The sequence below is a fragment of the Massilia pseudoviolaceinigra genome (assembly GCF_030846505.1).
GTDB classification, from domain to species: domain Bacteria; phylum Pseudomonadota; class Gammaproteobacteria; order Burkholderiales; family Burkholderiaceae_D; genus Telluria_A; species Telluria_A violaceinigra.
Genome location: NZ_JAVCWL010000001.1, coordinates 409,241 through 432,886, shown reverse-complemented (window position 1 = coordinate 432,886; position 23,646 = coordinate 409,241). Strand labels below are relative to the sequence as shown.

At 64.8% G+C, this 23,646-nt stretch carries 18 protein-coding genes and 1 pseudogene; 9 read left to right on the top strand and 10 right to left on the bottom strand.

Annotated elements, in window-relative coordinates:
- The first annotated feature begins 23 nt into the window (after positions 1-23).
- On the top strand, positions 24-2,438 hold the full coding sequence (locus tag RBA40_RS02000) for a catalase (RefSeq protein ID WP_306645475.1): 2,415 nt from the start codon (positions 24-26) through the stop codon (positions 2,436-2,438).
- A 348-nt stretch (positions 2,439-2,786) separates the two neighbouring features.
- On the opposite strand, the gene RBA40_RS01995 is transcribed toward RBA40_RS02000, so the two are convergent.
- Positions 2,787-3,965, bottom strand: coding sequence for a hypothetical protein (locus tag RBA40_RS01995; protein WP_306645474.1), 1,179 nt, complete (start codon positions 3,963-3,965; stop codon positions 2,787-2,789).
- Here RBA40_RS01995 and RBA40_RS01990 point away from each other — a divergent pair.
- Positions 3,858-4,658, top strand: coding sequence for a response regulator (locus RBA40_RS01990; RefSeq protein WP_306645472.1), 801 nt, complete (start codon positions 3,858-3,860; stop codon positions 4,656-4,658). The genes RBA40_RS01995 and RBA40_RS01990 overlap by 108 nt on opposite strands.
- A gap of 341 nt (positions 4,659-4,999) precedes the next feature.
- Positions 5,000-6,046, top strand: a complete 1,047-nt coding sequence (locus tag RBA40_RS01985; RefSeq protein WP_306645470.1) for an NF038122 family metalloprotease — start codon at positions 5,000-5,002, stop codon at positions 6,044-6,046.
- A gap of 61 nt (positions 6,047-6,107) precedes the next feature.
- Here RBA40_RS01985 and clpB read toward each other — a convergent pair whose 3' ends face one another.
- Positions 6,108-8,690 carry an ATP-dependent chaperone ClpB gene (gene clpB / locus RBA40_RS01980; RefSeq protein ID WP_306645468.1) on the bottom strand — a complete coding sequence of 861 codons (2,583 nt, stop codon included), beginning with the start codon at positions 8,688-8,690 and terminating at the stop codon, positions 6,108-6,110.
- Positions 8,691-8,827: 137 nt separating this feature from the next.
- Between clpB and pepN the strand changes: the two genes are divergently transcribed.
- Positions 8,828-11,473, top strand: coding sequence for an aminopeptidase N (gene pepN / locus RBA40_RS01975; RefSeq protein WP_306645466.1), 2,646 nt, complete (start codon positions 8,828-8,830; stop codon positions 11,471-11,473).
- Between the two features lie 38 nt (positions 11,474-11,511).
- On the opposite strand, the gene yiaA is transcribed toward pepN, so the two are convergent.
- The 6 genes from yiaA to RBA40_RS01945 form a co-directional block, all read right to left on the bottom strand.
- Positions 11,512-11,949: an inner membrane protein YiaA gene (gene yiaA, locus RBA40_RS01970; protein ID WP_306645464.1), complete on the bottom strand. Its 438-nt coding sequence runs from the start codon at positions 11,947-11,949 to the stop codon at positions 11,512-11,514.
- Between the two features lie 21 nt (positions 11,950-11,970).
- Positions 11,971-12,345: a fluoride efflux transporter CrcB gene (gene crcB, locus RBA40_RS01965; protein WP_306645462.1), complete on the bottom strand. Its 375-nt coding sequence runs from the start codon at positions 12,343-12,345 to the stop codon at positions 11,971-11,973.
- A complete protein-coding gene (gene moaE / locus RBA40_RS01960) occupies positions 12,342-12,797 on the bottom strand; it encodes a molybdopterin synthase catalytic subunit MoaE (RefSeq protein ID WP_306645589.1) in 456 nt (151 codons plus the stop codon). The genes crcB and moaE overlap by 4 nt, the downstream gene beginning before the upstream one ends.
- Positions 12,797-15,346, bottom strand: coding sequence for a DUF349 domain-containing protein (locus tag RBA40_RS01955; RefSeq protein ID WP_306645461.1), 2,550 nt, complete (start codon positions 15,344-15,346; stop codon positions 12,797-12,799). The genes moaE and RBA40_RS01955 overlap by 1 nt, the downstream gene beginning before the upstream one ends.
- A gap of 232 nt (positions 15,347-15,578) precedes the next feature.
- The gene (locus RBA40_RS01950) at positions 15,579-16,193 is read right to left on the bottom strand and encodes a hypothetical protein (RefSeq protein ID WP_306645459.1); all 615 of its coding nucleotides are present in this window, start codon (positions 16,191-16,193) and stop codon (positions 15,579-15,581) included.
- Positions 16,194-16,202: 9 nt separating this feature from the next.
- Positions 16,203-16,679 carry a hypothetical protein gene (locus tag RBA40_RS01945; protein ID WP_306645457.1) on the bottom strand — a complete coding sequence of 159 codons (477 nt, stop codon included), beginning with the start codon at positions 16,677-16,679 and terminating at the stop codon, positions 16,203-16,205.
- On the opposite strand from RBA40_RS01945, the gene RBA40_RS01940 reads away from it, so the two are divergent.
- Complete coding sequence (locus RBA40_RS01940; RefSeq protein ID WP_306645456.1) at positions 16,678-19,662, top strand: PAS domain S-box protein; 2,985 nt, start codon at positions 16,678-16,680, stop codon at positions 19,660-19,662. The two genes, RBA40_RS01945 and RBA40_RS01940, sit on opposite strands and share 2 nt — an antisense overlap.
- A gap of 3 nt (positions 19,663-19,665) precedes the next feature.
- Here RBA40_RS01940 and RBA40_RS01935 read toward each other — a convergent pair whose 3' ends face one another.
- A complete protein-coding gene (locus RBA40_RS01935) occupies positions 19,666-20,679 on the bottom strand; it encodes a metallophosphoesterase (protein ID WP_306645454.1) in 1,014 nt (337 codons plus the stop codon).
- Positions 20,680-21,411: 732 nt separating this feature from the next.
- On the opposite strand from RBA40_RS01935, the gene RBA40_RS01930 reads away from it, so the two are divergent.
- Together RBA40_RS01930 and RBA40_RS01925 are read left to right on the top strand one after the other, a co-directional pair.
- Positions 21,412-21,948 carry a PIN domain-containing protein gene (locus RBA40_RS01930; protein WP_306645453.1) on the top strand — a complete coding sequence of 179 codons (537 nt, stop codon included), beginning with the start codon at positions 21,412-21,414 and terminating at the stop codon, positions 21,946-21,948.
- Positions 21,851-22,118 (top strand): annotated as a pseudogene (locus tag RBA40_RS01925) (P-loop NTPase family protein); the annotation flags it as partial. The gene RBA40_RS01930 and the pseudogene RBA40_RS01925, both read left to right, overlap by 98 nt.
- Before the next feature lie 3 nt (positions 22,119-22,121).
- Here the strand turns inward: RBA40_RS01925 and RBA40_RS01920 are convergent.
- Positions 22,122-22,277, bottom strand: a complete 156-nt coding sequence (locus RBA40_RS01920; protein WP_306645451.1) for a hypothetical protein — start codon at positions 22,275-22,277, stop codon at positions 22,122-22,124.
- Between the two features lie 122 nt (positions 22,278-22,399).
- Between RBA40_RS01920 and RBA40_RS01915 the strand changes: the two genes are divergently transcribed.
- The gene (locus RBA40_RS01915) at positions 22,400-22,612 is read left to right on the top strand and encodes a hypothetical protein (RefSeq protein ID WP_099882488.1); all 213 of its coding nucleotides are present in this window, start codon (positions 22,400-22,402) and stop codon (positions 22,610-22,612) included.
- Positions 22,613-22,716: 104 nt separating this feature from the next.
- Positions 22,717-23,556: a hypothetical protein gene (locus RBA40_RS01910; RefSeq protein ID WP_306645450.1), complete on the top strand. Its 840-nt coding sequence runs from the start codon at positions 22,717-22,719 to the stop codon at positions 23,554-23,556.
- Positions 23,557-23,646 lie beyond the last annotated feature (90 nt).

Sequence of the window (23,646 nt, the reverse complement as noted above, 5' to 3'; positions counted from 1 at the left end):
CCACTCTTTCTAAGAGGTATTTCATGGTCACACGTAAAAAAAACGGACCGTCCACCGACGGCGCAGGTTCCATCCTCAGCACCGTCGCGGGTCCCTCGGACCCGACCCTGCCCGGCAGCCTGGGCACTACCAATCCCACCGCGGAGCGCTTGCTCGACAAAGCCGGCGGCGAAGCGGACCTGGCGGACGAACGGGCCTTCAACGCCACCAAACCGCTCGAATACGGCGATGCGGCGCGCACGCCCCACACCGGCGAAGCGTATGCCTCATCGACCCCGCTGGCCACGGCCAGCACCAGCACCGAAAACGTCGCCTCACCCAAGGTCGGCGCCGGCATTGCGCGTCTGGGCGACAACGCTCTGAACAGCTCGCTGGACCGGGTGCGCGCCGACGATACCGAACAGCGCCTGACCACCAACCAGGCCATTCCCGTATCGAACAACCAGGACTCGCTCAAGATCGGCCTGCGCGGTCCGATCGCGCTGGAAGACTTCGTCATGCGCGAAAAAATCACGCACTTCGACCACGAGCGCATTCCGGAACGGGTGGTGCACGCGCGCGGTTCGGCCGCGCACGGCTACTTCGAGTCCTACCAGGATCTGTGCACGCTGACGCGCGCCGCGCCCTTTGCCCAGGCCGGCAAGCGCACCCCGGTGTTCGTGCGCTTCTCCACCGCCACCGGCGAGCGCGGCTCGCCCGACACGGCGCGCGACGTGCGCGGCTTTGCCGTGAAGTTCTACACGGATGAAGGCAACTGGGACCTGGTGGCCAACAACATTCCCGTCTTCTTCATCCAGGACCCGATGAAGTTCCCCGACGTGGCCCACGCCATCAAGCCCGAACCGCACCACGGCATGCCGCAGGCCTCCAGCGCGCACGACACGTTCTGGGACTTCGCCTCGCTCAGCCCCGAGATTACCCACATGCTCATGTGGATCATGTCCGACCGCGCCATTCCGCGCAGCTACCGCATGATGCAAGGCTTCGGCGTGCATACCTTCAAGCTGATCAACGCCAACGGCGACGTGCGCCTGTGCAAATTCCACTGGACCCCGCTGCAGGGCACCCACTCGCTGGTGTGGGACGAAGCGTTCAAGCTGCGCGGCATCGATTCCGACTATCACCGGCGCGACCTGTGGGAAACCATCGAGGCCGGTAATTTTCCCGAGTATGAACTGGGCCTGCAAGTGTTCACCGAAGAGGAGGCCGCCGCCTTCCCCTTCGACATCCTCGACCCGACCAAGCTGATCCCCGAGGAATTGATCCCGGTGTTCCCGGTTGGCAAACTGGTCCTGAACCGCAACCCCGACAATTTCTTTGCCGAGACCGAACAAGTGGCATTTTGCACGCAGCACATTGTTCCCGGCATCGACTTCACCAACGACCCGATCCTGCAAGGCCGCAACCATTCCTATCCGGACACCCAGATCACCCGCCTGGGCGGCCCCAACTTCCACGAAATCCCCATCAACGCGCCGCTGGCCGAGGTGCACAACAACCAGCGCGAAGGCTTCCACCGGCAGTCGGTCAACCGCGGCCGGGTGAATTACGAGCCTAATTCGCTGGCCGGCGGCTGCCCGTTCCAGGCTGGCCGCGCCGGCTTTGTCAGCGTGCCCGACGTTGTGGCCGGCAACAAGGTGCGCGGCAAGCCGGAACTGTTTGCCGACCACTACTCGCAAGCGCGCCTGTTCTGGATCAGCCAGAGCGCACCCGAGCAAGCCCACATCATCGACGCCTTCCGCTTCGAGCTGACGCGCGTGGAAACGCTGGCGATCCGGGTGCGCATGGTGGCCGGGCTGGTCAATGTCGATGCGACCCTGGCGCGCGCCGTCGCCGCGGGCCTGGGCATCGCCGTGCCGCCACCGCTGCCGCTGGCCACCACGCTGCCGCTGCCGGCGTACCCGCCCTCGCCCGCCCTCTCGCTGCTCAGCCGTCCGGGCGTGGCCGGCATCCGCACGCGCCAGGTGGCCATCCTGGTGGCGTCCGGCACGGACGGCGCAATGGTGCGCGCCATCTACACCGCCTTGCTGGAAGAAGGCGCCGTGCCGCGCCTGGTGGGCCAGCGGCTCGGCCAGGTCAGCTCGCTCGACGGCCAGCCCCTGCACGTTGAAATCACCTTCGAAGCCAGTCCCTCGGTCGTGTACGACGCGATGGTGCTGCCCGGCGGGGAAGATGCAGCCGTCTCCCTCGGGCGCGACCCGCGCGTGCTCGACTTCGTGCGCGAACAGTATCGCCACGGCAAGCCGATCCTTGCCATCGGTACCGGTGCCGACGTGCTGGCCCAGGCTGCGATCCCGCAAAGCTTGCCGGACGGGTGCGACGATCCCGGCATCATCAACGCCAACGCCGGCGTGACGGCGCAAGCGCTCCATCAGTTCAAGACAGCGCTCGCCCGGCACCGCACTTTTGCAAGGGAAACCGATCCGCCGACCGTATAAGAGACAGTCGGTGTGGTAAAGCCGGCTATGCGCCGGCTTTTTTTGTGTCCTGAAAAATGGTGGCGTGATACGCGCTTTGCCCATACACTTTGTGAAAAGCGGTAGGGAAGTAGCAAAAGTCGATACCAAATCGCCGTTCGCCGCGCTCGCAGCCGGTCTGTCGCAGAACAAGAACACACGAATGCTTACAACCATCCATCGTGTTCTGCCGCGCGCCGGTGTATCATTGTTGCCTACAACCAAGATCGCCTTTTATTAACCAATTGCCTTGAAAAAAGGTAACGACGGAGAGCTGTTCGCGTGTTTACTTCAAGTTACGAAACAAATGTCGGCATTGGCGTTTTGATATTAGTGCTCCTCTACGTGGCTTACCGTGTCGTCGTGCACGTCTTGCGCGAACGGGAAATCAAAGCGCTGCAACAGCGTGATGAACCGACCATGCTCGAGGATACCGATCAGGCCAAGGAATTCGCCCGCATCCAGGCTGAGAAGGATGCCTCCGAGGAAGCTGAACGGGTGGAAGCGGAACGTCTCGCCGCCGCCGAGCGCGCTGCGGCGGAGCAGGCAAAACTGGACCGTTTGGCCGGGCTGGAAAGAGAACGCCTGGAAGCCGAACGCCTCGCGGCGGTCGCCGAAGCGGAGCAGCGTGCCGCGGCCGCCGAAGCGGAACGCCTTGAAGCGGTAATCGAGGCCGCCCGCCTCGACTTGGAACGCCTTGCCGCTGCCGAGGAAGCCGAGCGCCGTGAGGCCGAGCGCCGTGCGGTGATCGAAGCCGAACGCATCGAAGGCGAACGCATTGCTGCCGCCGAAGCGGCCCGCGTCGAGGCCGAGCGCATCGCCGCAGCGGAGGCGGCACGTCTGGAAGCCGAGCGTGTTGCCGTTGCCGAAGCGGCACGCCTGGAAGCCGAACGCGTTGCCGCCGCCGAAGCGGCGCGTCTGGAAGCCGAACGCATTGCCGCCGCCGAGGCGGCGCGTCTGGAAGCGGAGCGCATCGCTGCCGCCGAAGCGGCCCGTGTGGAAGCCGAACGCATTGCCGCCGCCGACGCCGCGCGCCTGGAAGCGGAACGTCAGGCCGCTGAAGAAGCGGCGCGCCAGGAAGCGCAACGCCTTGCCGATGAGCAGGCCGCACAGCTGGAAGCGAAACGCATCGCCGACGAGCATGCCGCACAACTGGAAGCGCAACGCATCGCCGACGAACAGGCGGCGCAGCTGGAAGCGAAACGCCTGGCCGACGAACATGCCGCGCAGCTCGAAGCCGAACGCATTGCCGCGATTGAGGCGGCCGAGCGCGAAGCCAACCGCATCGCCGCCGAAGATGCAGCGCGGCGCGAAGCCGAGCGTCTTGCCGCCGAAGAAGCCGAACGCATCGAAGCCGAACGTCTTGCCGCCGTAGAAGCCGAACGCATCGAGGCCGAGCGTGTGGCTGCCGAAGAAGCCGCTCGCATCGAAGCCGACCGCCTTGCTGCCGAAGAGGCCGCCCGTCTCGAAGCACAGCGCCTCGCCGAGGCCGAGGCGGCGCGCCTGCAAGCCGAACAGGCCGCCAAGGCGGAAGCGGAACGCATTGCCGCTGAAGAAGCCGCCCGCCTTGAGGCGGAACGCGTCGCCGCCGAGCAGGCTGCGCGCATTGCAGCCGAACGCATCGAGTCGGAACGTATTGCGGCGGAGCAGGCGGCACGCGCGGAAGCCGTTCGGCTCGAGGCCGTACGCGCCGCCGAACAGGCTGCACAAGCGCAAGCGCAGCGCATCGCCGCCGCCCGCCTGGCCGAGGAAGCAGCGGCCACACAGCAGCAGCCTGCCGCGCCCGCCGCTCCGGTGGTCCCGGCACGCGTGATCGAGCCGAAAGCCGCGGCGGACACGGTCGTCATGATCGCGGACGACTCCAAGGTCGTGCGCGTGAAAACCAACCGCTTGCTGGTCAACAATCAGTTCCAGGTCGCGATGGCGGAAGACGGCCTCGATGCCATGAAACAGATCGCCGAGCGCATGCCCGACGTCCTGATCACCGACGTCGAAATGCCCGGCATGAATGGATTTGAACTGACCCGGCACGTGCGCGAGAACCCGCTGACGGCGCACATTCCCGTGATCATGATCAGTGCCGAGGAAAGCTACCAGACAAAGGCCGCTGACGCCGGCGTCGATGTGTTGCTTGGCAAGCCCTATTCGGATACGGTCATGATCGATCACATCCAGCGCTTCATGCGCCAGGGCCGCGGCTGATCTTTCTGCTCTAGACCCGGGGCCTGGCCCCGATCAAAAACCGTCCTTCCTGCAGTTGCGGAAAGGACGGTTTTTTGCTTTGCGGGCGCGTCATTGCCTGCGACTCGCCCCGCACCCTCCCCCATCTCACGACTGTCGGAAATCTTTACAGTTGAACTGTCAAATCTCGCCTTGTCCAAAATTTAATCTTTAGTAACAAGGGCTTAACATTCTGGCGCGAAACTTGCTCTTTAGCATACGTTTTTGAGAAAAATTCACGTACACAATGCTTCCCAGCATGAAGCGTGATGAAAAATACATTCATAGTCTGATTTTAATCAGCGACACCTTGAAAAGCGGAAATGAAAACTTTAAAACGTTTACTGAAGATCGCGCCGGTCCTCCTGTGCGCTTACGCCGGCTCGGCCCAGGCACTCGTCATCAACTTCACCCCGGCGCCCGGCATGGATCCGCTGGCGCTGGCCGGCTTCCAGGCCGCTGCCACGCGCTGGACCAACGTGCTGCATGACAACGTCCAGGTCAACCTGAACATCGGCTTCATGGAGCTCGAGCCGGGCGTGCTCGGCTCGACCGGCTCGACCCGGGAACTGTTCAGCTACGATGACTACCGCAAGGCACTGGCCAAGGATGCCTGGAGCATCAGCGACAAGACCGCCGTGTCGAACCTGTCGAAAAGCAGCTGCCTGAACGTGATCATGAACGGCACCGGCACCAACCCGTCGGGCATCGGCAGCGCCACGCCCTTCCTGGACGATAACTGCGACGACAACAACAGCAATATCCGCATGACCCGCGCCAACGCGCGCGCGCTCGGCCTGGCCGGCGCCAAGGATGACGTTTCGGACGGCGAAATCAATTTCAGCAGCCTGTTCAACTGGGACTTCGATCCGAGCAATGGCGTCGACGGCAAGGCTTATGACTTCATCGGCGTGGCCGCGCACGAAATCGGCCACGCGCTCGGCTTCATCAGCGGCGTCGACGTCCTCGATTACAACCTCGCCGGCGACTATGCCGACGCGGAATTCACCTTCATCTCCCCGGGCGACCTGTATCGCTGTTCGGACCACAGCAAGAAAAAAGCGGCGGACCTGGACTGGTCGGCCGACACGCGCACCAAGTTCTTCTCGCTCGATAAATGTCAGAACAAGCTGGCGACCTTCTCCACCGGCGCGACCCATGGCGATGGCCAGCAGGCCAGCCACTGGCAGGATGAACTGCATCTGGGCCTGCTCGACCCGACCGCGGACCGTGGCGAAAAGCTCGGCCTGTCGCCGCTGGACGTGCAGTATTTTGACGTGATCGGCTGGAACGTGGTTCCCGAGCCGGGCGCGATTGCGCTCTTCATGCTTGGCCTGGCTGGCCTGGTGGGCGTACGCCGCAAGCGTTGATTTAACGTGGCGCAGACGGGCTGCGTGCCCGCCTGCGCCAGTTTAACTATTTGAAGCGTGCTTACTCGAAGGTCAGGCTGCCGTTTTTGACCCGCACCGGGATCTGGTCCTTCGGTCCGAAGCGTCCCGACAAAATCAGCTTCGACAGCGGATTTTCGATCTGCTGCTGGATGGCCCGCTTGAGCGGCCGCGCGCCGTACACCGGGTCGTAGCCCGCCTCCGCGATCTTCTGCAAGGCTTCTTCCGAGATATCGAGCGTCATTTCCATCTTCGCCAGGCGCTGTTCCAGATGCTTGAGCTGGATCTTGGCGATCGCGCCGATATTCTTCTCGTCGAGCGCATGGAACACCACGATCTCGTCGATCCGGTTGATGAACTCCGGCCGGAAGTGCGAGCGCACCTCGGCCATCACCGCCAGCTTGACCACGCCCGGATCGTCGCTGTCCATCGACTGGATCTTGTGCGATCCCAGGTTCGAGGTCATCACGATCACCGTGTTCTTGAAGTCCACCGTGCGTCCCTGTCCGTCGGTCATGCGGCCGTCGTCGAGCACCTGCAGCAGCACGTTGAAGACATCGCTGTGCGCCTTTTCGACTTCATCGAGCAGAATCACGCTGTACGGTTTGCGCCGCACGGCTTCGGTCAGGTAACCGCCTTCGTCGTAGCCCACATAGCCTGGCGGCGCGCCGATCAGGCGTGCCACCGAATGCTTTTCCATGAATTCGCTCATGTCGATGCGGATCATCGACTCCTCGGTATCGAACAGGAAGCCCGCCAGCGCCTTGCACAACTCGGTCTTGCCGACGCCCGTGGGGCCGAGGAACATGAAGGAGCCGTACGGACGGTTCGGGTCCGACAGGCCCGCGCGCGAGCGCCGGATCGCATCGGCGACGGCGACGATCGCCTCGTCCTGCCCCACCACGCGCTCGTGCAGCTTTTCTTCGATGTGCAGCAGCTTGTCACGCTCGCCCTGCATCATGCGCGACACCGGAATGCCGGTCGCGCGCGAGACCACTTCGGCGATTTCCTCGGCGCCGACCTGGGTGCGCAGCAGTTTCGGCTTGGCGTTTTCGACGGGCTTGGTGGTATCGTCCTCGGCGTGCTTCAACTGCGCTTCGAGTTCGGGCAGCTTGCCGTACTGGAGCTCCGACACTTTCTGCCAGTTGCTGCTGCGCGTCGCCTCTTCCATCTGCAGGCGCACGCGCTCGATTTCTTCCTTGATGTGCGTGGTGCCCTGCACCATGGCTTTTTCGGACTTGAGAATTTCCTCGAAGTCGTTGTACTCGCGTTCCAGGCGCGCGATTTCATCGTCGATCAGGTCCAGGCGCTTGCGCGATGCCTCGTCCTTCTCCTTCTTGACCGCTTCGCGTTCGATTTTCAGCTGGATGATGCGGCGTTCCAGCTTGTCCATCACCTCCGGCTTGGAATCGATCTCGATCTTGATCTTCGAGGCCGCTTCGTCGATCAGGTCGATCGCCTTGTCGGGCAAGAAGCGGTCGGTGATATAGCGGTGCGACAGTTCGGCCGCGGCGATGATGGCCGCGTCGGTGATCTCCACCTTGTGATGCAGCTCGTACTTGTCCTGCAGGCCGCGCAGGATTGCGATGGTCGCTTCCACGGTCGGCTCGTCGACCAGGATTTTCTGGAAGCGGCGCTCGAGCGCGGCATCCTTCTCGATGTATTTGCGGTACTCGTCGAGCGTGGTCGCGCCGACGCAATGCAGTTCGCCGCGCGCCAGTGCGGGTTTGAGCATATTGCCCGCATCCATGGCGCCTTCGGCCTTGCCGGCGCCGACCATAGTGTGCATCTCGTCGATGAAGACGATGGTCTGGCCTTCATCCTGCGCCAGTTCCTTGAGCACGGATTTGAGGCGCTCCTCGAACTCGCCGCGGAATTTGGCGCCCGCCAGCAGGGCCGCCATGTCGAGCGAGAGCACGCGCTTGCCCTTGAGCGAATCGGGCACCTCGCCGTTGATGATGCGCTGCGCCAGGCCTTCGACGATGGCGGTTTTGCCCACGCCAGGTTCGCCGATCAGCACCGGGTTGTTCTTGGTGCGCCGCTGCAGCACCTGGATTGCGCGCCGGATTTCATCGTCGCGCCCGATCACCGGATCGAGCTTGCCCAGGCGGGCGCGCTCGGTCAGGTCGAGCGTGTATTTTTTCAGCGATTCGCGCTGGCCTTCGGCGTCGGCCGACTTCACGCCTTCGCCGCCGCGTACCGCCTGGATCGCGGTCTCCAGCGCCTTGCGTGTCAGGCCGCTTTCGCGCGCCAGGGTACCGGCGTCGGACTTGTCTTCGGTCAGCGCCAGCAGCACCATTTCGCTGGAAAGGAACTGGTCGCCGCGCTTCTGCGCTTCCTTGTCGGCCAGATTGAGCACGCCCACGAACTCGCGCCCCGCCTGCACCTGGCCGCCGTTGCCCGACACTTTCGGCAAGCGCTCCAGGGAACTGCGCAGGGCCGTGGTCAGGCTGCCCACGTTCACGCCGGCGCGCTGCAGCAGCGAACGCGCGGCGCCATCGTCCTGGTTCAGCAGGGCGGACAGCAGGTGGACCGGTTCGATATACTGATTATCATTGCCCACCGCCAGGCTTTGCGCATCGGACAGCGCTTCCTGCAGCTTGGTGGTCATTTTGTCTTGGCGCATGGTCGAGCTCCACAAAAGAGTGTGATTTAACTTGAATGAAAGATTGGGCCGTGACCGACTTTTTCAAGGCATGCAGCCCGATGCAGCTGTAACGCATGATATTCTTGCGTTATTGAAACTTTTATTGGGATGCCGCCTTGTCTATTCCACGTCTGCGCGCCCTCGGCGCCCTCTTTCTCGCCGGCGCCGCCTGCGCCGCCAGTGCAGCCGCCCCGGCGAGCGCGCCCGTGCGGGCCGACGCCCTCACCCAGGCCGAGGCGGCGGCGCGATCGAAACGCCTTGCCAACGTGGCCTATGTGCTCGACTTCACGCTGAGCGGCGCCGATACCTTCAGCGGCACCAGCACGCTGCGGTTCGACCTGGCCGATACCCGCTCGCCCATCACCGTCGATCTGGACAAGGCCACCGTCAGCGCCCTCGCCGTCAACGGCGTGGCGGTCGCGCCGCAGTACAACCAGGCTTACATCACGATTGCGGCGCGCCACCTCAAGGCGGGCCGCAACAGCGTGACGGTCAGCTACCAGCGCGCCCACAGCACCAATGGCGAAGGGCTGCACCGCATGCTTGACCCGGTCGACGGCAAGGTCTACACCTACTCGCACTTCGAGCCGGCGGCGGCCCACCAGATGTTCGCCCTGTTCGACCAGCCCGACCTGAAAGCGACCTATCAGCTCAGCGTCACCGCCCCGGCCGACTGGCAGGTGGTCTCCACCAAACGCGAAAGCGCCATCGAGGAGCGCGGCGCCACGCGGCGCTGGACCTTCCCGGCCACCAAACAACTGAGCGCCTACAATTTTTCGATGCACGCGGGGCCGTACAAGGTCTGGGAAGATAACAGCGGTCCGTATCCGATGCGCCTGTTCGCGCGCCAGTCGGTCGCCGCGCAAGTGTCCCCGGGCGACTGGTTCAAGTACACGAAACAGGGGCTGGCCTACTTCGACAATTACTTCGGCATTGCCTACCAGTTTGAAAAGTACGACCAGCTGATGGTCCCCGACTTCCTGTACGGCGCCATGGAAAACGCGGCCGCGGTCACCTTTGCCGAAGACGGCTTTCTCTACAAGGCGGCCATGACCGACGCCCAGCGCGAAAGCCTGGCCGAAGTGATCCTGCACGAGATGGCGCACCAGTGGTTCGGCGACCTGGTAACCATGAAATGGTGGAACGGCCTGTGGCTCAACGAAAGCTTCGCCTCCTTCATGGCGACCATGGCGACGGCCGAATCGACCGAGTTCACCGGCGCCTGGCAAACCTTTTATTCCGAAGGCAAGCAGGAAGCCTATGTGCAGGACCAGAGCCCGGCCACGCACCCGATCGAGGTGCCGGTGGCGTCGAGCGCGAACGCGTTCGATAACATCGATGCGATCACTTACTCGAAAGGCGCGTCGACCCTCAAGCAGCTGCGCCATCTGCTCGGCGAAGACGTTTTCCGCAAGGGCGTGCACAACTACCTCGTGAAGTACCAGTACAAGAACGCGCAGCTCGACGACTTCATCGGCAGCCTGGGCGACGCGGCGGGGCGCGACCTCAAGCCATGGACAAAGCAATGGCTGTACAAGGCCGGCGTGAACACGCTGGCGGCCGAGTACCGCTGCAGCGCCGGCAAGGTGGCCAGCTTCACCTTGCGCCAGAGCGCCACGCCAGCGCTGCCGACCCTGCGCGAGCAGCGCGTGCAGGTCGCCACCTTCGTACTGGAAGACGGCAAGCTCACTCCCGGGACGACCGTACCGGTCACCTACAGCGGCGCCGCAACCAGCGTGCCGGCGCTGGTGGGCAGCGCCTGTCCCGATTTGGTCTATCCGAACTACCAGGACTGGGGCTACGTCAAGGTCAAGCTGGACAAGCGCTCGTTCGCCACCGTCGGCAGCCACCTGGGTGCCATCGAGGAACCGCTCTTGCGCGCGATGATGTGGCAAAGCTTGTGGGATGGCGTGCGCGATGGCGACCTGCCGCTGGAAAGCTTCATCCGCACGGCGTTGACCTACGCGCCGCTTGAAAAGAACTACAACCTGCTCGGCGACGTGCTGACCAAGGTGGCGAGCGCAAAATACTACATCGATGTGATGCACGCGCCGCCGCGCTACGCGCAAAAGACCATCGCCGCGCTGGAACACATGGCATGGAGCGGCGTCCTCGCCAGCAAGGGCAACGCCAACTTCACGCACCGCTGGATGGACGCCTACCTGAACGCGGCCACCACAGCGCAAGCGCAGGAGCGTCTGGTATCGGTCCTGAACGGCGCCACCGTGCTCGACGGCGTGCCGCTGGACCAGGACCTGCGCTGGAAGATCGTCGAAGCCCTCAGCCGCGCCGGTTACGCCGGCAGCGTGGCGTTGAGCGAGGCCGAACAGGCACGCGACAAATCCGACGCCGGCCAGGCGGCCGCGCTGCGCGCCGCCGTGATCCGGCCCGATCCCGCCGTCAAGCAGCAATGGCTGGCGACGATCATGGACCTGAAAACAACGCTGCCGTTTTCGCGCGTGCGCACGGCGATGGAAAACCTGTATCCGCCCGCGCAGCGCGCCTTGAGCGAAATGAGCGCGGCCGAGCGCCTGCGCCAGCTGCCGGCGCTCGACAAGGCCGCCGGCCCGGTCTACATGCGCGCCTGGGCCGCGACCCTGATACCGAAGGACTGCACGCCGGCCAGCGTGCAGCGCCTGGCAAAGGCCGGCAAGGAGTTGAAGGGACTATCGGAGGGGACCATGCGCGCCCTGCGCGACCAGCATGAAAACGAGCGGCGCTGCCTGGCGGTGAGGAAGGCGATGAAGTTCCCGCAGCAGTGATGCGGTTGGCGGGCCGCGCCGGCGGCCCGCTGCCGTTTTTACTCCTTGCCGGAATCGACGTACAGGTCTTTCGGGTCTTCCGCCAGCGCGACGTCGCGCACGTTCTTTTGCACGGCCACCGCGGCGAACAGGCTGAGCACGAACGACATCGCATAAAACCCCTTTTCGCTCGGCGCCAGCGTGGCGTTCCACAGGCCCACCGTCAGCAGCAGCATCGACAGCAGCAGGGACACCCAGCACAGCGCAAAATAGATGCCCGTGACCTTGACGCCCTCAAGGCGGTCGCGCACCGACTTTTGCAGCGACACGGCGGCGAACAAACCGTACATCAGCAAGGTGAAGTAGTAGCCGCGCTCATTGAGCTGCATCGCCGAGTTCCATAGTCCGATGAGGAAAGTACCGGCGCCGATGAACAGGGCCGCCCAGGATGCGCCGATAAAGGCACCGGTAGGACGTTGCGGCAGTTGCTTGGACATTGAATTCTCCTTGGTTTGACATCATGTGGATAGTGCGCGCCAGCTTGCATGGCCGGCGATACAGCAGGTAATCGAGCCGGCCAGGTGCAGCGCCGAATGCGCCAGCGCCCAGCCATGGTCGCCGCGTTCGAGCAGCGCCATCGCTTCGCCGGAAAAAGTGGAAAATGTCGTCAGCCCGCCCAGGAAACCGGTCACCGCGAACAGGCGCCACTCGGGCGGCAGCACCGGATGCGCCGCGAAAAAGCCCAGTGCCACGCCGATCAGGTAGCCGCCGCCGAGGTTCACGGCCAGGGTGCCGAGCTGCAGTTTCGGGTGCAGGGCACCGAGCCACAGTCCCAGCCCCCAGCGCAGCCACGCACCGAGCGCGGCTCCCACGCCGACGGCGATAAAATTCATTTATTGGTCCACTTGGCCAGCGCGGCGTCGTCGGTCACGCGCGCGTCGACCCAGCGCGCACCGTCAGGCGTCTGCTCCTTCTTCCAGAACGGGGCGTCGGTCTTGAGGTAATCGATGATGAATTCGCAGGCCGCGAATGCCTCGCCACGGTGCGCCGCGGTGCACGCCACCAGCACGATCTGGTCGAGCGGCGCGAGCGGCCCAACCCGGTGAACCACCAGCGCGCCGTACAAAGGCCAGCGTTCAGCGGCCTGCGCCACGATCTGTTCGAGCGCCTGCTCGGTCATGCCGGGATAATGTTCGAGCTCCATGGCGGCCACGCTGGCGCCGTCGTTCATGTCGCGCACGGTGCCGACAAAAGAGACCACCGCACCGATGCGTGCATCCTGCGCACGCAGGGCCGCCATTTCGGTGCTCAGGTCGAAGTCGGCGCTCTGGACCCGCACCGCCATCATTTGCCGTCCCTGGCGATGCGCGTGAACAGGTGTTCGATGCGCGATGCGGTACGGTCGTCCACCGGCGCCGGAATGGCGCACAGCTGCAGGAACTGCGCCGCCGGGTTGCCCGGCTTCTGGCCCGACTTGAGCGACGACTGCAGGGTCTCGACCTGCAGTTTCAGGCGCTCGCGCGCGAACTCGCTGCCGCTGTCGATGCCGGCCGCGATTTCAAGGCGCAGGATTTCGTGCAGCAGCGGCGCGCGGTTTTTCTCGAGCAGCGCGACAAACGCCGCCCGGCCCTCGCCGCGCGCCGCCAGCGCCGCATCGAAGCGCGCCTTCAGAGTGCGTTCGTAATTGGCGTCCAGCGCCGGCAAGGCGCTCCAGCGCGCGCTCCAGTCGATGCCGTCGGCGTCAGGCGCGCCGGCGGCAAGCTGCGCCTCGAGTTCCTGGCACAGGCGCAGCTTGTCGCGCAGCGCGCTGGCCTGGGCGCGGCTGGCGTCGCGCTTGGCGGCGTCGGCATGGTGCTGCAGCGCGGCGATGGCGGCGTGATAGCGCTTCTCGACCTTCGCTTCGTTGGCGCGCGGGACGGCGCCGATGGCGTTCCACTCGGCGGCCGCTTCGCGCAGCAGTTTTGCGGCGTGGGCGGCGGCGTCAGGCGCGCCGGCCGCTTGTTCAAGGCGCGCGCTGATCGCGTCCTTGGCTTCCTGGTGGCTGCGCCGTTCGGCGTCGGCCGCGTTGGCGCTTTCCTTGCGGCGCGCGAAAACGGCATCGCACGCAGCGCGGAATTTCTGCCACAGCGCCTGCTCGGCCTTACGTTCGAGCGGCACCGCGCGCGCGTGCTCCTGCCAGCGTTCCTGCAGCGAGCGCAGGGTGTCGAGCGCGTGGCGGTCGTGCGCGTCGAGCGCCGCCACCTGGGCGATCATCGCTTCGCGTTCGGCCACTTCGTTCTTGCGCTGCTGTTCCAGCGGCGCCTGCAGGGTATTGAGCGCATCGGTGAATTCGTGATCGAGGCGCTTCTTTTCCTTGCGGTCGATCGCGCCCAGGTGGCTCCACGCCAGGCGCATGCGCTGCACGGTGGCCGCCATGTGCTTCCAGTCGACGCTCTCGCCGTCGGCCAGCTTGGCCGTTTCGAGCGCCGCTTCGGCGATCAGGGCCTGCGCCTTGGCCGCGTTGGTGTGGCGTTCGTCGGCCAGGTGCTTGAAGTGGGCGGCCGCTGGCGCGTAGGCGGCGCTGCAGGCGGCGTCAAAGCGCTCCCACAGGCTCTTGGGCGCGGCGCCCGACAAGGTATCGAGCGCCTTCCAGCGTTCGCGCATGCTGCCGACTTTCTTGGCCAGTTCGCTCATCGCCAGTTTTTGCGTGGTGAGCTGCTCGACCGCCTTGATCAGTTCCTCGCGCGAGACGTTGCCGCCCCAGCGCGCCCAGTCCGACAGGCGTTTGAGTTCGGCGCGCGCATGCGCCAGGCGATCGGCCAGGGCCGGCGTGAGGCGTGTGCCCTTGCTGTCCTTGAGGGTCTTGTCCATGTCGGCCGCGCTGCCGAGGGAGCCTTGCTGAAGGGCCGCTTCCATGGCGTCGAGCGTATCGATGAAATGCTGGTCGGGCGCCTGCGCGGGGGCGTTCTTGCGCGCCTCCTTCGGCTTGTGGGCCGAGGGGGCCGGCGCCGGTACCGAGGCAAGCAGCACCTCGAAGCGCTGCTGCAGGTCGGCGGCGGCGTCGGGCGGTGCCGGCGGCAACTGCTGCCAGGCTTTTTTCAGTTGATCCTGGTTGAACGCGCCGGGCGGCGTGGCGCGCCATTCGGCCAGCGCGGTTTCGCGTGCGATCACGGCCGACTGGCCCTGCTCCAGCGCGCCCAGCGAGGCGGAGAGGCGCGCGTGCTCGGAGGCGAATTCGTTGGTCAGGCTGCGCGGCAGCGAGGCGTGTTCCGGTGCGGCCAGCGCGGCGGCGTGGGTTTGCGCCATCCGTTCCAGGCGCTCGGCCAGCTCGGCGGCGCGCAGGTCGCCGCTGCCGAGGGCGCGCAAGGCGGTCAGGCTGTCGATCATGGCGCGCTGCAAGCTCACCTGGGCTTCCAGGCGCTGCGCCAGCTGGGTGCGGATGGCATCGAACGGGGCGGCCAGTTCCGGCGCGGCGATCACCGACCAGCGGCGGTCCAGCTCGGCAACCTGGTTGGGCGAAAGCTTCTCGTCCTTGAGCAGGCCCTGGGCTTGCTCGATGCAGGCCTGGCCGCGCGCAAGCTCGGCCTGGTGGTGGCGCAGCGCGTCCAGGCGCGACTGCATCAGCTTGGCGACGCGGCGGTCGGTATTGCGCATGGCGGCGTGCACGCGTTCGAGCGCGGCGGCCGAATGCACGTGCTCGGCTGCGGTCAGGCGCAGCTCGGAAAAATCGGATTGCAGGATGAACTCGACGGCGGCGGCTTCATCGCCGGCCAGCGCGGCTACCTTTTCGGCCTGCTGGGCACGCAGCGCGCTGGTCTGCGCGGCCGCCGGAGCTGGATTCGGGCTCGCCTGCGCGGACTTTCCGGCAGGGGTGTCGGACTTGTCGGCCGGTCGCTTGAAAAGGAATTCGAACATGACGTGATATCAACCATTCAAAACCACCATCATAGCAAGAATGGCGCGGAAAGCACGCGATAGGAAGGAGTATTAATGCTTGATACCGCGGGTGGCTCGCGCCGCCCGGGCAGGCTGATCGGCACGGGCCGCACCATCTTGCGGCAATTCGGGCCATCCTGGCCCGGCGCAGGCGCGTTGAACGCCCGCCCGCCCAGGAACCCGCATCCCGCGCCAGCCGGGCGGACGGCGTTTAATGGGCGAAATGCGGCGCGAAGCGGCGGTCGACGCCACCGTCCATGCGCTCGTGCTCGCCGTCATGTCCGCGGCGCGACAGCACGATGGCCTGGCGCGACGGTTTGCGTTCTTGCACGTAAGCATCTTGCGCCAGCATTTCGTTGGCGATGGAAAACCACGCTTCGCCGGAAATCACGGCCCGTGCCACCGGAAACAGCTCGTGCTCCTCGCGCTCCAGGCGCTTGAGCGTGGCGCTGCAAAACGCTTCGAGCGCGGCGCAGAACTGGGCCACGCTGGCATAGGTGTCGAGCGCCTGGAAGCCGAGCCGCACCACCAGCACGCCCACGGCATCGGCAGCGGCCCGGCCCAGTTCTTCCAGGTCGAGCAGCAGCCGGTCGGCGGCGGGACTGGCTTTGCGGATCGCCGGCACCAGGAACATGTCGATCTTGCGCCAGTGGCAATTTTCGTACAGGCGCTTGACGGTCTCGCAGGCGGCGCCCACCTGCCCTGCGGCGAGCGCGTTCTGATGCGCGAACGTGGAATGAAGCAGCTTTTGCAAAGCCTGTACCTGCGCGCGAAGCTTGGCTTGCTCGACAGACAGTGCAACCAGGGTATATGTCGCCGTTAACATTCGGTCTCCTCAAAAGTTGCCCGCATACTCAAGATCCGGACGCTGGTGCGCGGGAGCCTGGCTGGAGTCGTGTGTTTTGGCAGGCTTGACGTTGTTCTTTATGAACTCGTGCGTCAGCCCGGAGAAACCAGTGTAAGGAACTCCGACACCGCGCGTTTGATCTAGCGCAAGCGGTGCGCCATCAATCGGTTTCTTGTGAGCACATATGCAACGCAATGTTGCGCCGTTCGCAGTAAGCGGGCCGGCGACGTCTCCGTTTAGTGACGAAACGTCATGCTTTGTTCCTGCGCCCAAGATTTTTTTGAGTGCGCCAGCGACATCGCCGGTATTTGCGCGCAGAATGTAAGTTAGGGTGCGGCCCGATTTCAAGGATTTTTTTGGCCGCGCCATTTCGCCATTTCTTTTGATGCCAACCAACCATCGGGGGACGCCTATTCCTTCCGCCAGCGTATTTCGACGATCAGCCAGGCGCCTGTTCCGGGTCATGCTGCTCCCGTGCTTTGCGCTGTCGCTGGTGGCCGCCATCTGGATCACCCTGTTTCACCAGATGGGGGTCGAGCGCGCCGCCGCCCATCACGATGCGGTACTGTCCAGCCAGGCACTGGCGCGCGTGCTGTCCGAACATGTCAGCCACATCCTGCGCCAGAGCGACCACGCGACCCAGCTCTTCAAGCTCAAATTCGAGGAAACCGACGGCGCCCTGCGCCTGGCCGAATTCGCCCAGCGCAACGGCCTGCTCGACAGCGTGCTGCCGGCCAAGCTCAACCTGCCAATGGCCCTGATCGATCGCCACGGCAAGGTACTCGACAGCGCCAATGCCTTCAGCGCCGGTCCCGGCCCCACCGCCGGCACGTCCTGGTTCCTGGCGCTCGCGGGCGGCGCCGGCGACGCCGCCCAGTTCTCGACCCCGGTGATCGAGCCGCGCAGCGGCAAGTGGCTGATCCAGATCGCGCGCCGCCTCAACGATGGCGACGGCAAGTTCGCCGGCGCCATCGTGATCATGATCGATCCGCTCTACTTCGTCGACGACTACGACCGCGTCAACGTCGACGACGAGGCGGCCCTGTTCCTGTGGGCGCACGACGCCCGGCTGACCATCGGGCGCGTGGGCGAGCGCCTGTTCGTCGGCGAGCGCCTGGGCTTTCGTGCGCGCAAAGTGGGCGGCGTGCCCACCGAGGAACTGGAGGCGACCGCGCCGCCGGACCGCATCGCGCGCATCTACAGCTACAGCGACATGGACCGCTACGCGCTGGTGGCGGTGGTGGGCATCACCGAGCGCGCCGCGATGGAAAAATTCGAGCGCCACCGCATCCGCTACCTGTGGATCGCGCTGGCCGCGACCCTGGCCATCGTCGCGGTGACGGCGCTGCTGATGCGCCAGAGCGCGCGCCTGCGCGCCAGCATGCGCGCCGCGCGCGACGCCCAGGCCACCTCGCGCGCCGCCGCCGAGGGTAGCCTCGATGGCGTCATGTTCCTCAAGGCCCGCCGCGACGCCGACGGCAAGATCGTCGACTTTGTCGTGGCCGACATCAACGACAAGGGCGCGGCCATGCTGGGGCACACGCGCGGCGCCGTCACCGGACAGGGCATCCTGCCGCTGCTGCCGTGCGACGTCGACCCGCCATTCCTCGAACGCTACGCCAAGGTGCTGCTTCAATCGCATCCGCTTGAAGAAGAAGTCAAACTGCGCGCTCCCGGCGAGCGGGCGGTGTGGATCCGCCATCAGATCGTGCCGATTCCGGGCGGGGTGGCGGTGAGCTGGCGCGACATCAGCGCGCGCAAGCTGGCCGAACTCGAAATCAGCGGCAACCGCGGCTTTCTGCAGTCGCTCATCGAACACCTGCCGCTGCTCATTTATGTCAAGAGCGTGCGCCCGGCCAGCTTCGGCACCATGGTGGTGTGGAACAAGGCCGCCGAAGCGGCCACCGGCTACGCCGCCGACGATGTCATCGGCAAGACCGATTGCATGGCCTTCGCCCCCGATTTCGCCCTCTGCAGCCCCGAGGAAGACCGCGCCATGCTGGCCAGTCCGGCGGCGGTGGACCTGCCCGAAAAACCGCTGCGCCGGCCCGACGGCGAACTGCGCTACCTGCACACGGTGTCGGTGCCGCTGTTCGACAGCGCCGGGGCCATCGAATACATCTTGTGCATCGCCGAAGACGTGACGCGGCGCCATGAGCAGGAACAGAACCTGCGCAACAGCGAAGCGCAGCTGACCGCGATCACCAACGCTTCCCCGCTCGGCCTGATCCGCGCCGACCTGCGCGGCAACTGCACCTACGTCAACCGCATGTTCGAGACCATCACCGGGCTGACGCGCGAACAGGCGCTGGGCAGCGGCTGGACCGGCGCGCTCCATCCGGAGGAACGCGACAGCCTCAATACCATCTTCCAGCACCAGCGCAGGAACGCCGAGCCGTTCAAGAAAGTGGTGCGCTTCCTGCACCCGGATGGCAGCCTGGTATGGGCGTCGGTCAAGGTGGCGGCGGTGCGCATCGGCGAACGGATCGAAGGTTTTGTGGGCACCATCGACGACATCACCACCCTGCGCGAAGCCGAACTGGCGCTGCGCGAAAGCGAGGCGCGCCTGCGCACCATTGCCGATACGCTGCCGGCCATGGTGGCCTACATCGACGCCAACCAGGTCTACCGCTTCCACAACCTGGCCTATCACCGCGAGTTCGGGCGCGATGGCGCCGACGTGCCGGGCATGACGGTGCGCCAGACCGTGGGCGAAAAGCGTTTCGCCACGCTCGAACCGTACATCCTGCGCGCGCTCAAGGGGGAAACCCTGGTCTTCGAGGAACACGACGAGAGCGGGGGCGCCGAACGGACGCTGGAAGTGACCTATATTCCGCAACTGGGCGGGGACGGCGTGACGGTGGTCGGCTTTCACGTGATGCGCCAGGACATCACCTCGCAAAAGCGCGAGAAGAAGCGCCTGCTCAAGCTGGCCCAGGTCGATGCGCTGACCGGGCTGGCCAACCGCGCCGGCTTTCTGCACAAGCTCAGCGTGGCCATGCGCGAGAGCGCCGACGACGGCCATCTGATGGCGCTGATGTACATGGACGTCGACCATTTCAAGCCGGTCAACGACACCTATGGGCACCACGTGGGCGACGCCCTGCTCAAGGCGTTTTCCGCGCGCCTGACGCAAACCCTGCGCGCCAGCGATACCGTGGCGCGCCTGGGCGGCGACGAATTCACCATCATCATGGAAAAGCTGGCGCGCCCGGAAGACGCGGCAGCCATCGCGGCCAAGATCGTCAGCGCGATGCAGGCGCCGTTCGAGCTGGGAATGGTCACGGTGTCGGTGTCGGCCAGCATCGGCCTGGCCTACTTCAGCGGCGGCACGCCCGATGGGACGCCCGTTGGGACGCCCGATCCGGACGCGCTGCTGCAGCAGGCCGACATGCAGCTGTATCAGGCCAAGCAGGCCGGGCGCAATACCTGGCGCGCCGCGGCCTGAGGGTCAGTCGCCGCCGCCTGCCTCGGGCTGGAGCTGCGCCGGCAGGCAGCCGGCGTAACCGGGCCACGGCCGGGTGCAACGCCAGGCGGGCGGCGCGGCCTTGCTGATGCTGCGCTTGTACAGCAGCTTGCCATGAAGGTCGTAGAACTCGGCGCTGAAACGCTCGCCCTCGATGCTGGCCCACAGGAAGCCGGGCGTGCGGTCATGTTCGAAATGCACAGGATTGGCGTCGCGCCGCACCAGGCGGGTGGTTTTCGAGCCGGCGCCGGAGATGATGAATTCGGTGCCGCAGCGCGACTTGGGCCACTGCAGGTTGTGGTCGTGAGCGCTGAGGACAATGTCGGCGTGGCCGCAGACAATCTCCTCGAACAAGTGCTTGAGGGGCGCGCCGTTGACGATCGCCGGGCAAAAATTGCCGCAGCCTTCATAGTTCCCCGCATTGCCGTGCTCACCATTGGACAGGTAGGGATGGTGGCCGGCCACGATATTCCACTTTGCCCCGGAAATGGCCAGGGCGCCGGCCAGCCACGCGCGCTGCGCATCGGCGTTGACGCCCTGCAGATAGCCCGTGGTGTCGAGCGCGAACAGCGCCACCTCGTCTTTCTGGACCCGGTAGAACGGGTGCGGCATTTTCCAGCGCGCCGAGCGCCAGGTGTAGGCGATCTGGAACTGGGGCTTCCAGTAGTCGAGGGGCGGATCGCCGTAGTCGTGGTTGCCCAGCATGGCGTAGAAAGGCAGGTCGAGGCCGGCGTACGGCAGCTCGAACTTGTGCTGGAACTGGGGATCGTCGGGGCGGGTAATGCCTTGCCCGTAGAAATTGTCGCCGAGATAAATCACAAAGTCGCAACCCTTGCGCGCGCACAGCGCCGTCATGGCCTTGCCGATCGCGTACTGGGCCGGGTTGCCTTCGCCGGCGTCGCCCAGCGCCAGGAAACGCACCGCCGCCGTTGCCGGCATGGCGAGCGCGGCGCACAGCGACGCGCACAGCAAAAGTCGAAGTCGAAGTCGAGCAAGCATGGCGTTCTCCGGTTTGACCGTCCGCTTTGACTGTAGCAGCGGCGTCCGGATGGCCGCTGAGCGGGCACAACAGCCAGTCACCCGGGGCATTGGCAGCAGCGGCATTTCCGGCCGGCGATCATGTCATTTTTCGTACCGAAGCGCCGCGTCGTCACGGCTGAAGTGCGCTAGACTGAGACGGCATGAATCGACCAAGGGGAGCAAAAGATGAGCTCACTTTATGAGAAATGCGGTACCTTCACACCGGACCCGGAGCATCCCGCTTCCGAGGACGCGTTGCCTGGCAATGGCCAGGATGCGCTGACGGGCAGCGAGCCAGGCACATCCTCCAAGCGTTGTACTCGACGCATTTTCACCTGAACTACGTCACCACTTTTGGTGAAAAAGGGAAAAACGTTGAAGGCAAGAATGTACTTCGATTCACCTATTCCAGCAACGCTGCGGCGGGGGTGAACCTGTGCGTCCCGCTGGCGCACACCTCAGGGAGCTGCAATATCGACATCAAAGGTGAAAGCGAGCAATTGCGCCGGACGTAGACACAAGCGCGTCGGAAGCCAGGCTTGCTTCGCCGCCTTCGGTCAATCATCCGCCGACCGAGCAGGAGTCAGGCGCGGAGGCATTGAAGGGCGCCCGTGCCAGGCGCACTGCGGCACTCAATTCGATGTTCGGCATGTGGAAAGATCGCGACGACATACCCGATAGCCTTCAATTTCAAAAAGAAATGAGGGAGGAATGGCGCTAGTCCTATTCGATACCAATATACTTGTCGACGCTCTGAAAGGTATTCCGGAAGCCTTCCGGGAACTGGACTATTTTGCCGATCCTGCCATCAGCGCAGTTACATGGATGGAGCTTATCGCGGGTGCTCCGCTATCGGAGCAGCCACGCGCCCGTGCGTTTTTAGTCAGTTTGCGATTTGAAGTCATTCACACGAACGACGCGATCATGCATGAAGCCGCGTCGGTTCGCGGCGCAAGTAGCCGCAGACCGCCGAAGATCGCGTTACCCGACGCCATTATCAAAGCCACCGGAAATGTAACGCAACGACTGATCATCACCCGCAACAAGAAAGATTTTGTTGGCGCCAATATCCGGATTCCATATGAACTGGAAACGCAAACCATCGTACAAATCATCAATGTGATGCCGCCGCCTGCGCAGTGGCTCGTCCGTCACCGGGGCGCTGGCGCCGGGACTGGCGTCGCTGTCATCGAACCGGGTGAAGGTGGCATCGCTGTTCATCGACGAAGGCTTCGGCAGCCTCGATAGCGACACCCTCAGGGGCCATGGATGCGCCGGACGGGCCGCGGGCGATGGGCCGCAAGGCCGGCGTGATCTCGCAGGTGCGGGAGATGACGGAGCGCATTGCAACGCGCATCCTGCTGCAACCGAACGGCGGCGGCGGCAGTACCGGGACCGTCCAATTGCGGCAAGTGTAAATCCTAGCGTTTCGGCTTGGCCGGACGCACCTTCGCCAGCTCCCATCCCAGCTCGCGCCGGATTTCCTGCGGGTCGGGCGGCGGGCGGCGCTGGGCGATTTGCGCGCGCAGCCACTGGCGCACGCTTTCCTTGCTTGGTTGCTTGTCGGTGTTCATCATGCATCCTGTCTCGATCACTTCGCCCGGGGGCCTGCTCCGTTAACGCTGTGCCAGGCCAGCAGTTGACTGCGTACGCGCACCCCGGTGATAAAATGCGCGTTTTTTACGTCCGGATCTTCCCTATGTCAAAACCCGCCCGCGTGCTCACTTTCAAATGCGCCAACTGCGAGAAACCTGTCAAAGTATTCCTGCAGAAAGTCTCCGCCTGTTCCCACATCCAGCCCTACCAGGGCGTGTGCGGGTGCGGGGTCCTGAAACGCCATGCCACCGGAAACAAGGACGCTGTTGAATCCTATCTCGCATCGCCAGAAGGGCAATGGTCCCATCACCATTGATTGAGATTCCTCAAGGCAATAAAAAAATAATAGAAAAATAACTAAAGTAATCGGCATGGCTGCCGTTATGGTCAGTAACGCAACTTTTTTATTGTCCGACCGCCATGTCTTTCTTGTCCGCCCTGAGCGCCCGCCCGCCCGCCTCCACCATTCTTCCTGCCCCCGCGCAGGCTGGCGGCAGGGGTGTCGGCGCGCAGCTGGCGCCGGCCAGCGGCAATGTCGCCGCGCGCCTGCCGGTGGTCGATCCGGTCTCCCTGTACAACGATAATGTCAGCCTGTCCTCGCAGAGCCTGACGAATCGCGTGACCGAGCTGGCCACGTCGACCGTCGATGTAGCCCAGAAATTTCTCGATACTTTCGTCGGCAAACTGTTCGGCGACGCCGCCAAGGGCGCCAGCGTCAAGTTCGATGCGGTATCGGTGCAGGCCCAGTCGGCGTTTTCAGCCTCGGCCAGCCAGAGCGGCAGCGTGCGCAGCAGCGCCTTTTCCCTCAACGAGAGCGCCAGCTTCATCGGCACAGGCCAGCTGGTCACGGCCGACGGCCAGACTTTCGATTTCGAGCTGGAGGTCAATTACGAGGCCAGCGCCAGCGCCGCCACCGAAGCGGCGGAGCCCGCCAGCCGCCCGGCCCAGCTCGATGCGCCCGATGTATTGGTGCTGACCGGCAAACCGCTGCCGCCTGTAAAGTTCCCCGGCAGCCTGAACGAACTGTTCAAACTGCTCGGACGCGAGCTGCAGGCACCCGTCAAGGGATCGTCGGGCGAGAATGGCGACAGCCTGGGCGGCAATCTGAGCCTGCGGCTGCTGCGCCTGGTCGACCGCGCCGCCCTGCTCGCGCCCCGTCCGCGCGCGGAAGAACCGGCCGCGGCCCCACTGGACCGCAGCAAGGCGCTGGCCAACTCTTACGGCGGCGCCCCCGCCGCCAGCATCTTCGCCAGCGCCTGAGGGCGCGCCCGGCCCACGTATAATAGTCATATTGACGCCCCGCGCCCGCACGGGGCGCTTGCCGTTTTCCGTTTTTGCACCACTGACCGA

Excerpts from the sequence above, each read along its gene's own strand:
- RBA40_RS02000 (WP_306645475.1), top strand. The coding sequence starts at position 24 with ATGGTCACACGTAAAAAAAACGGACCGTCCACCGACGGCGCAGGTTCC.
- RBA40_RS01985 (WP_306645470.1), top strand. The coding sequence starts at position 5,000 with ATGAAAACTTTAAAACGTTTACTGAAGATCGCGCCGGTCCTCCTGTGC.
- clpB (WP_306645468.1), bottom strand. The coding sequence starts at position 8,690 with ATGCGCCAAGACAAAATGACCACCAAGCTGCAGGAAGCGCTGTCCGAT.
- yiaA (WP_306645464.1), bottom strand. The coding sequence starts at position 11,949 with ATGTCCAAGCAACTGCCGCAACGTCCTACCGGTGCCTTTATCGGCGCA.
- crcB (WP_306645462.1), bottom strand. The coding sequence starts at position 12,345 with ATGAATTTTATCGCCGTCGGCGTGGGAGCCGCGCTCGGTGCGTGGCTG.
- moaE (WP_306645589.1), bottom strand. The coding sequence starts at position 12,797 with ATGGCGGTGCGGGTCCAGAGCGCCGACTTCGACCTGAGCACCGAAATG.
- RBA40_RS01955 (WP_306645461.1), bottom strand. The coding sequence starts at position 15,346 with ATGTTCGAATTCCTTTTCAAGCGACCGGCCGACAAGTCCGACACCCCT.
- RBA40_RS01950 (WP_306645459.1), bottom strand. The coding sequence starts at position 16,193 with ATGTTAACGGCGACATATACCCTGGTTGCACTGTCTGTCGAGCAAGCC.
- RBA40_RS01940 (WP_306645456.1), top strand. The coding sequence starts at position 16,678 with ATGCTGCTCCCGTGCTTTGCGCTGTCGCTGGTGGCCGCCATCTGGATC.
- RBA40_RS01945 (WP_306645457.1), bottom strand. The coding sequence starts at position 16,679 with ATGACCCGGAACAGGCGCCTGGCTGATCGTCGAAATACGCTGGCGGAA.
- RBA40_RS01935 (WP_306645454.1), bottom strand. The coding sequence starts at position 20,679 with ATGCTTGCTCGACTTCGACTTCGACTTTTGCTGTGCGCGTCGCTGTGC.
- RBA40_RS01930 (WP_306645453.1), top strand. The coding sequence starts at position 21,412 with ATGGCGCTAGTCCTATTCGATACCAATATACTTGTCGACGCTCTGAAA.
- RBA40_RS01920 (WP_306645451.1), bottom strand. The coding sequence starts at position 22,277 with ATGATGAACACCGACAAGCAACCAAGCAAGGAAAGCGTGCGCCAGTGG.
- RBA40_RS01915 (WP_099882488.1), top strand. The coding sequence starts at position 22,400 with ATGTCAAAACCCGCCCGCGTGCTCACTTTCAAATGCGCCAACTGCGAG.
- RBA40_RS01910 (WP_306645450.1), top strand. The coding sequence starts at position 22,717 with ATGTCTTTCTTGTCCGCCCTGAGCGCCCGCCCGCCCGCCTCCACCATT.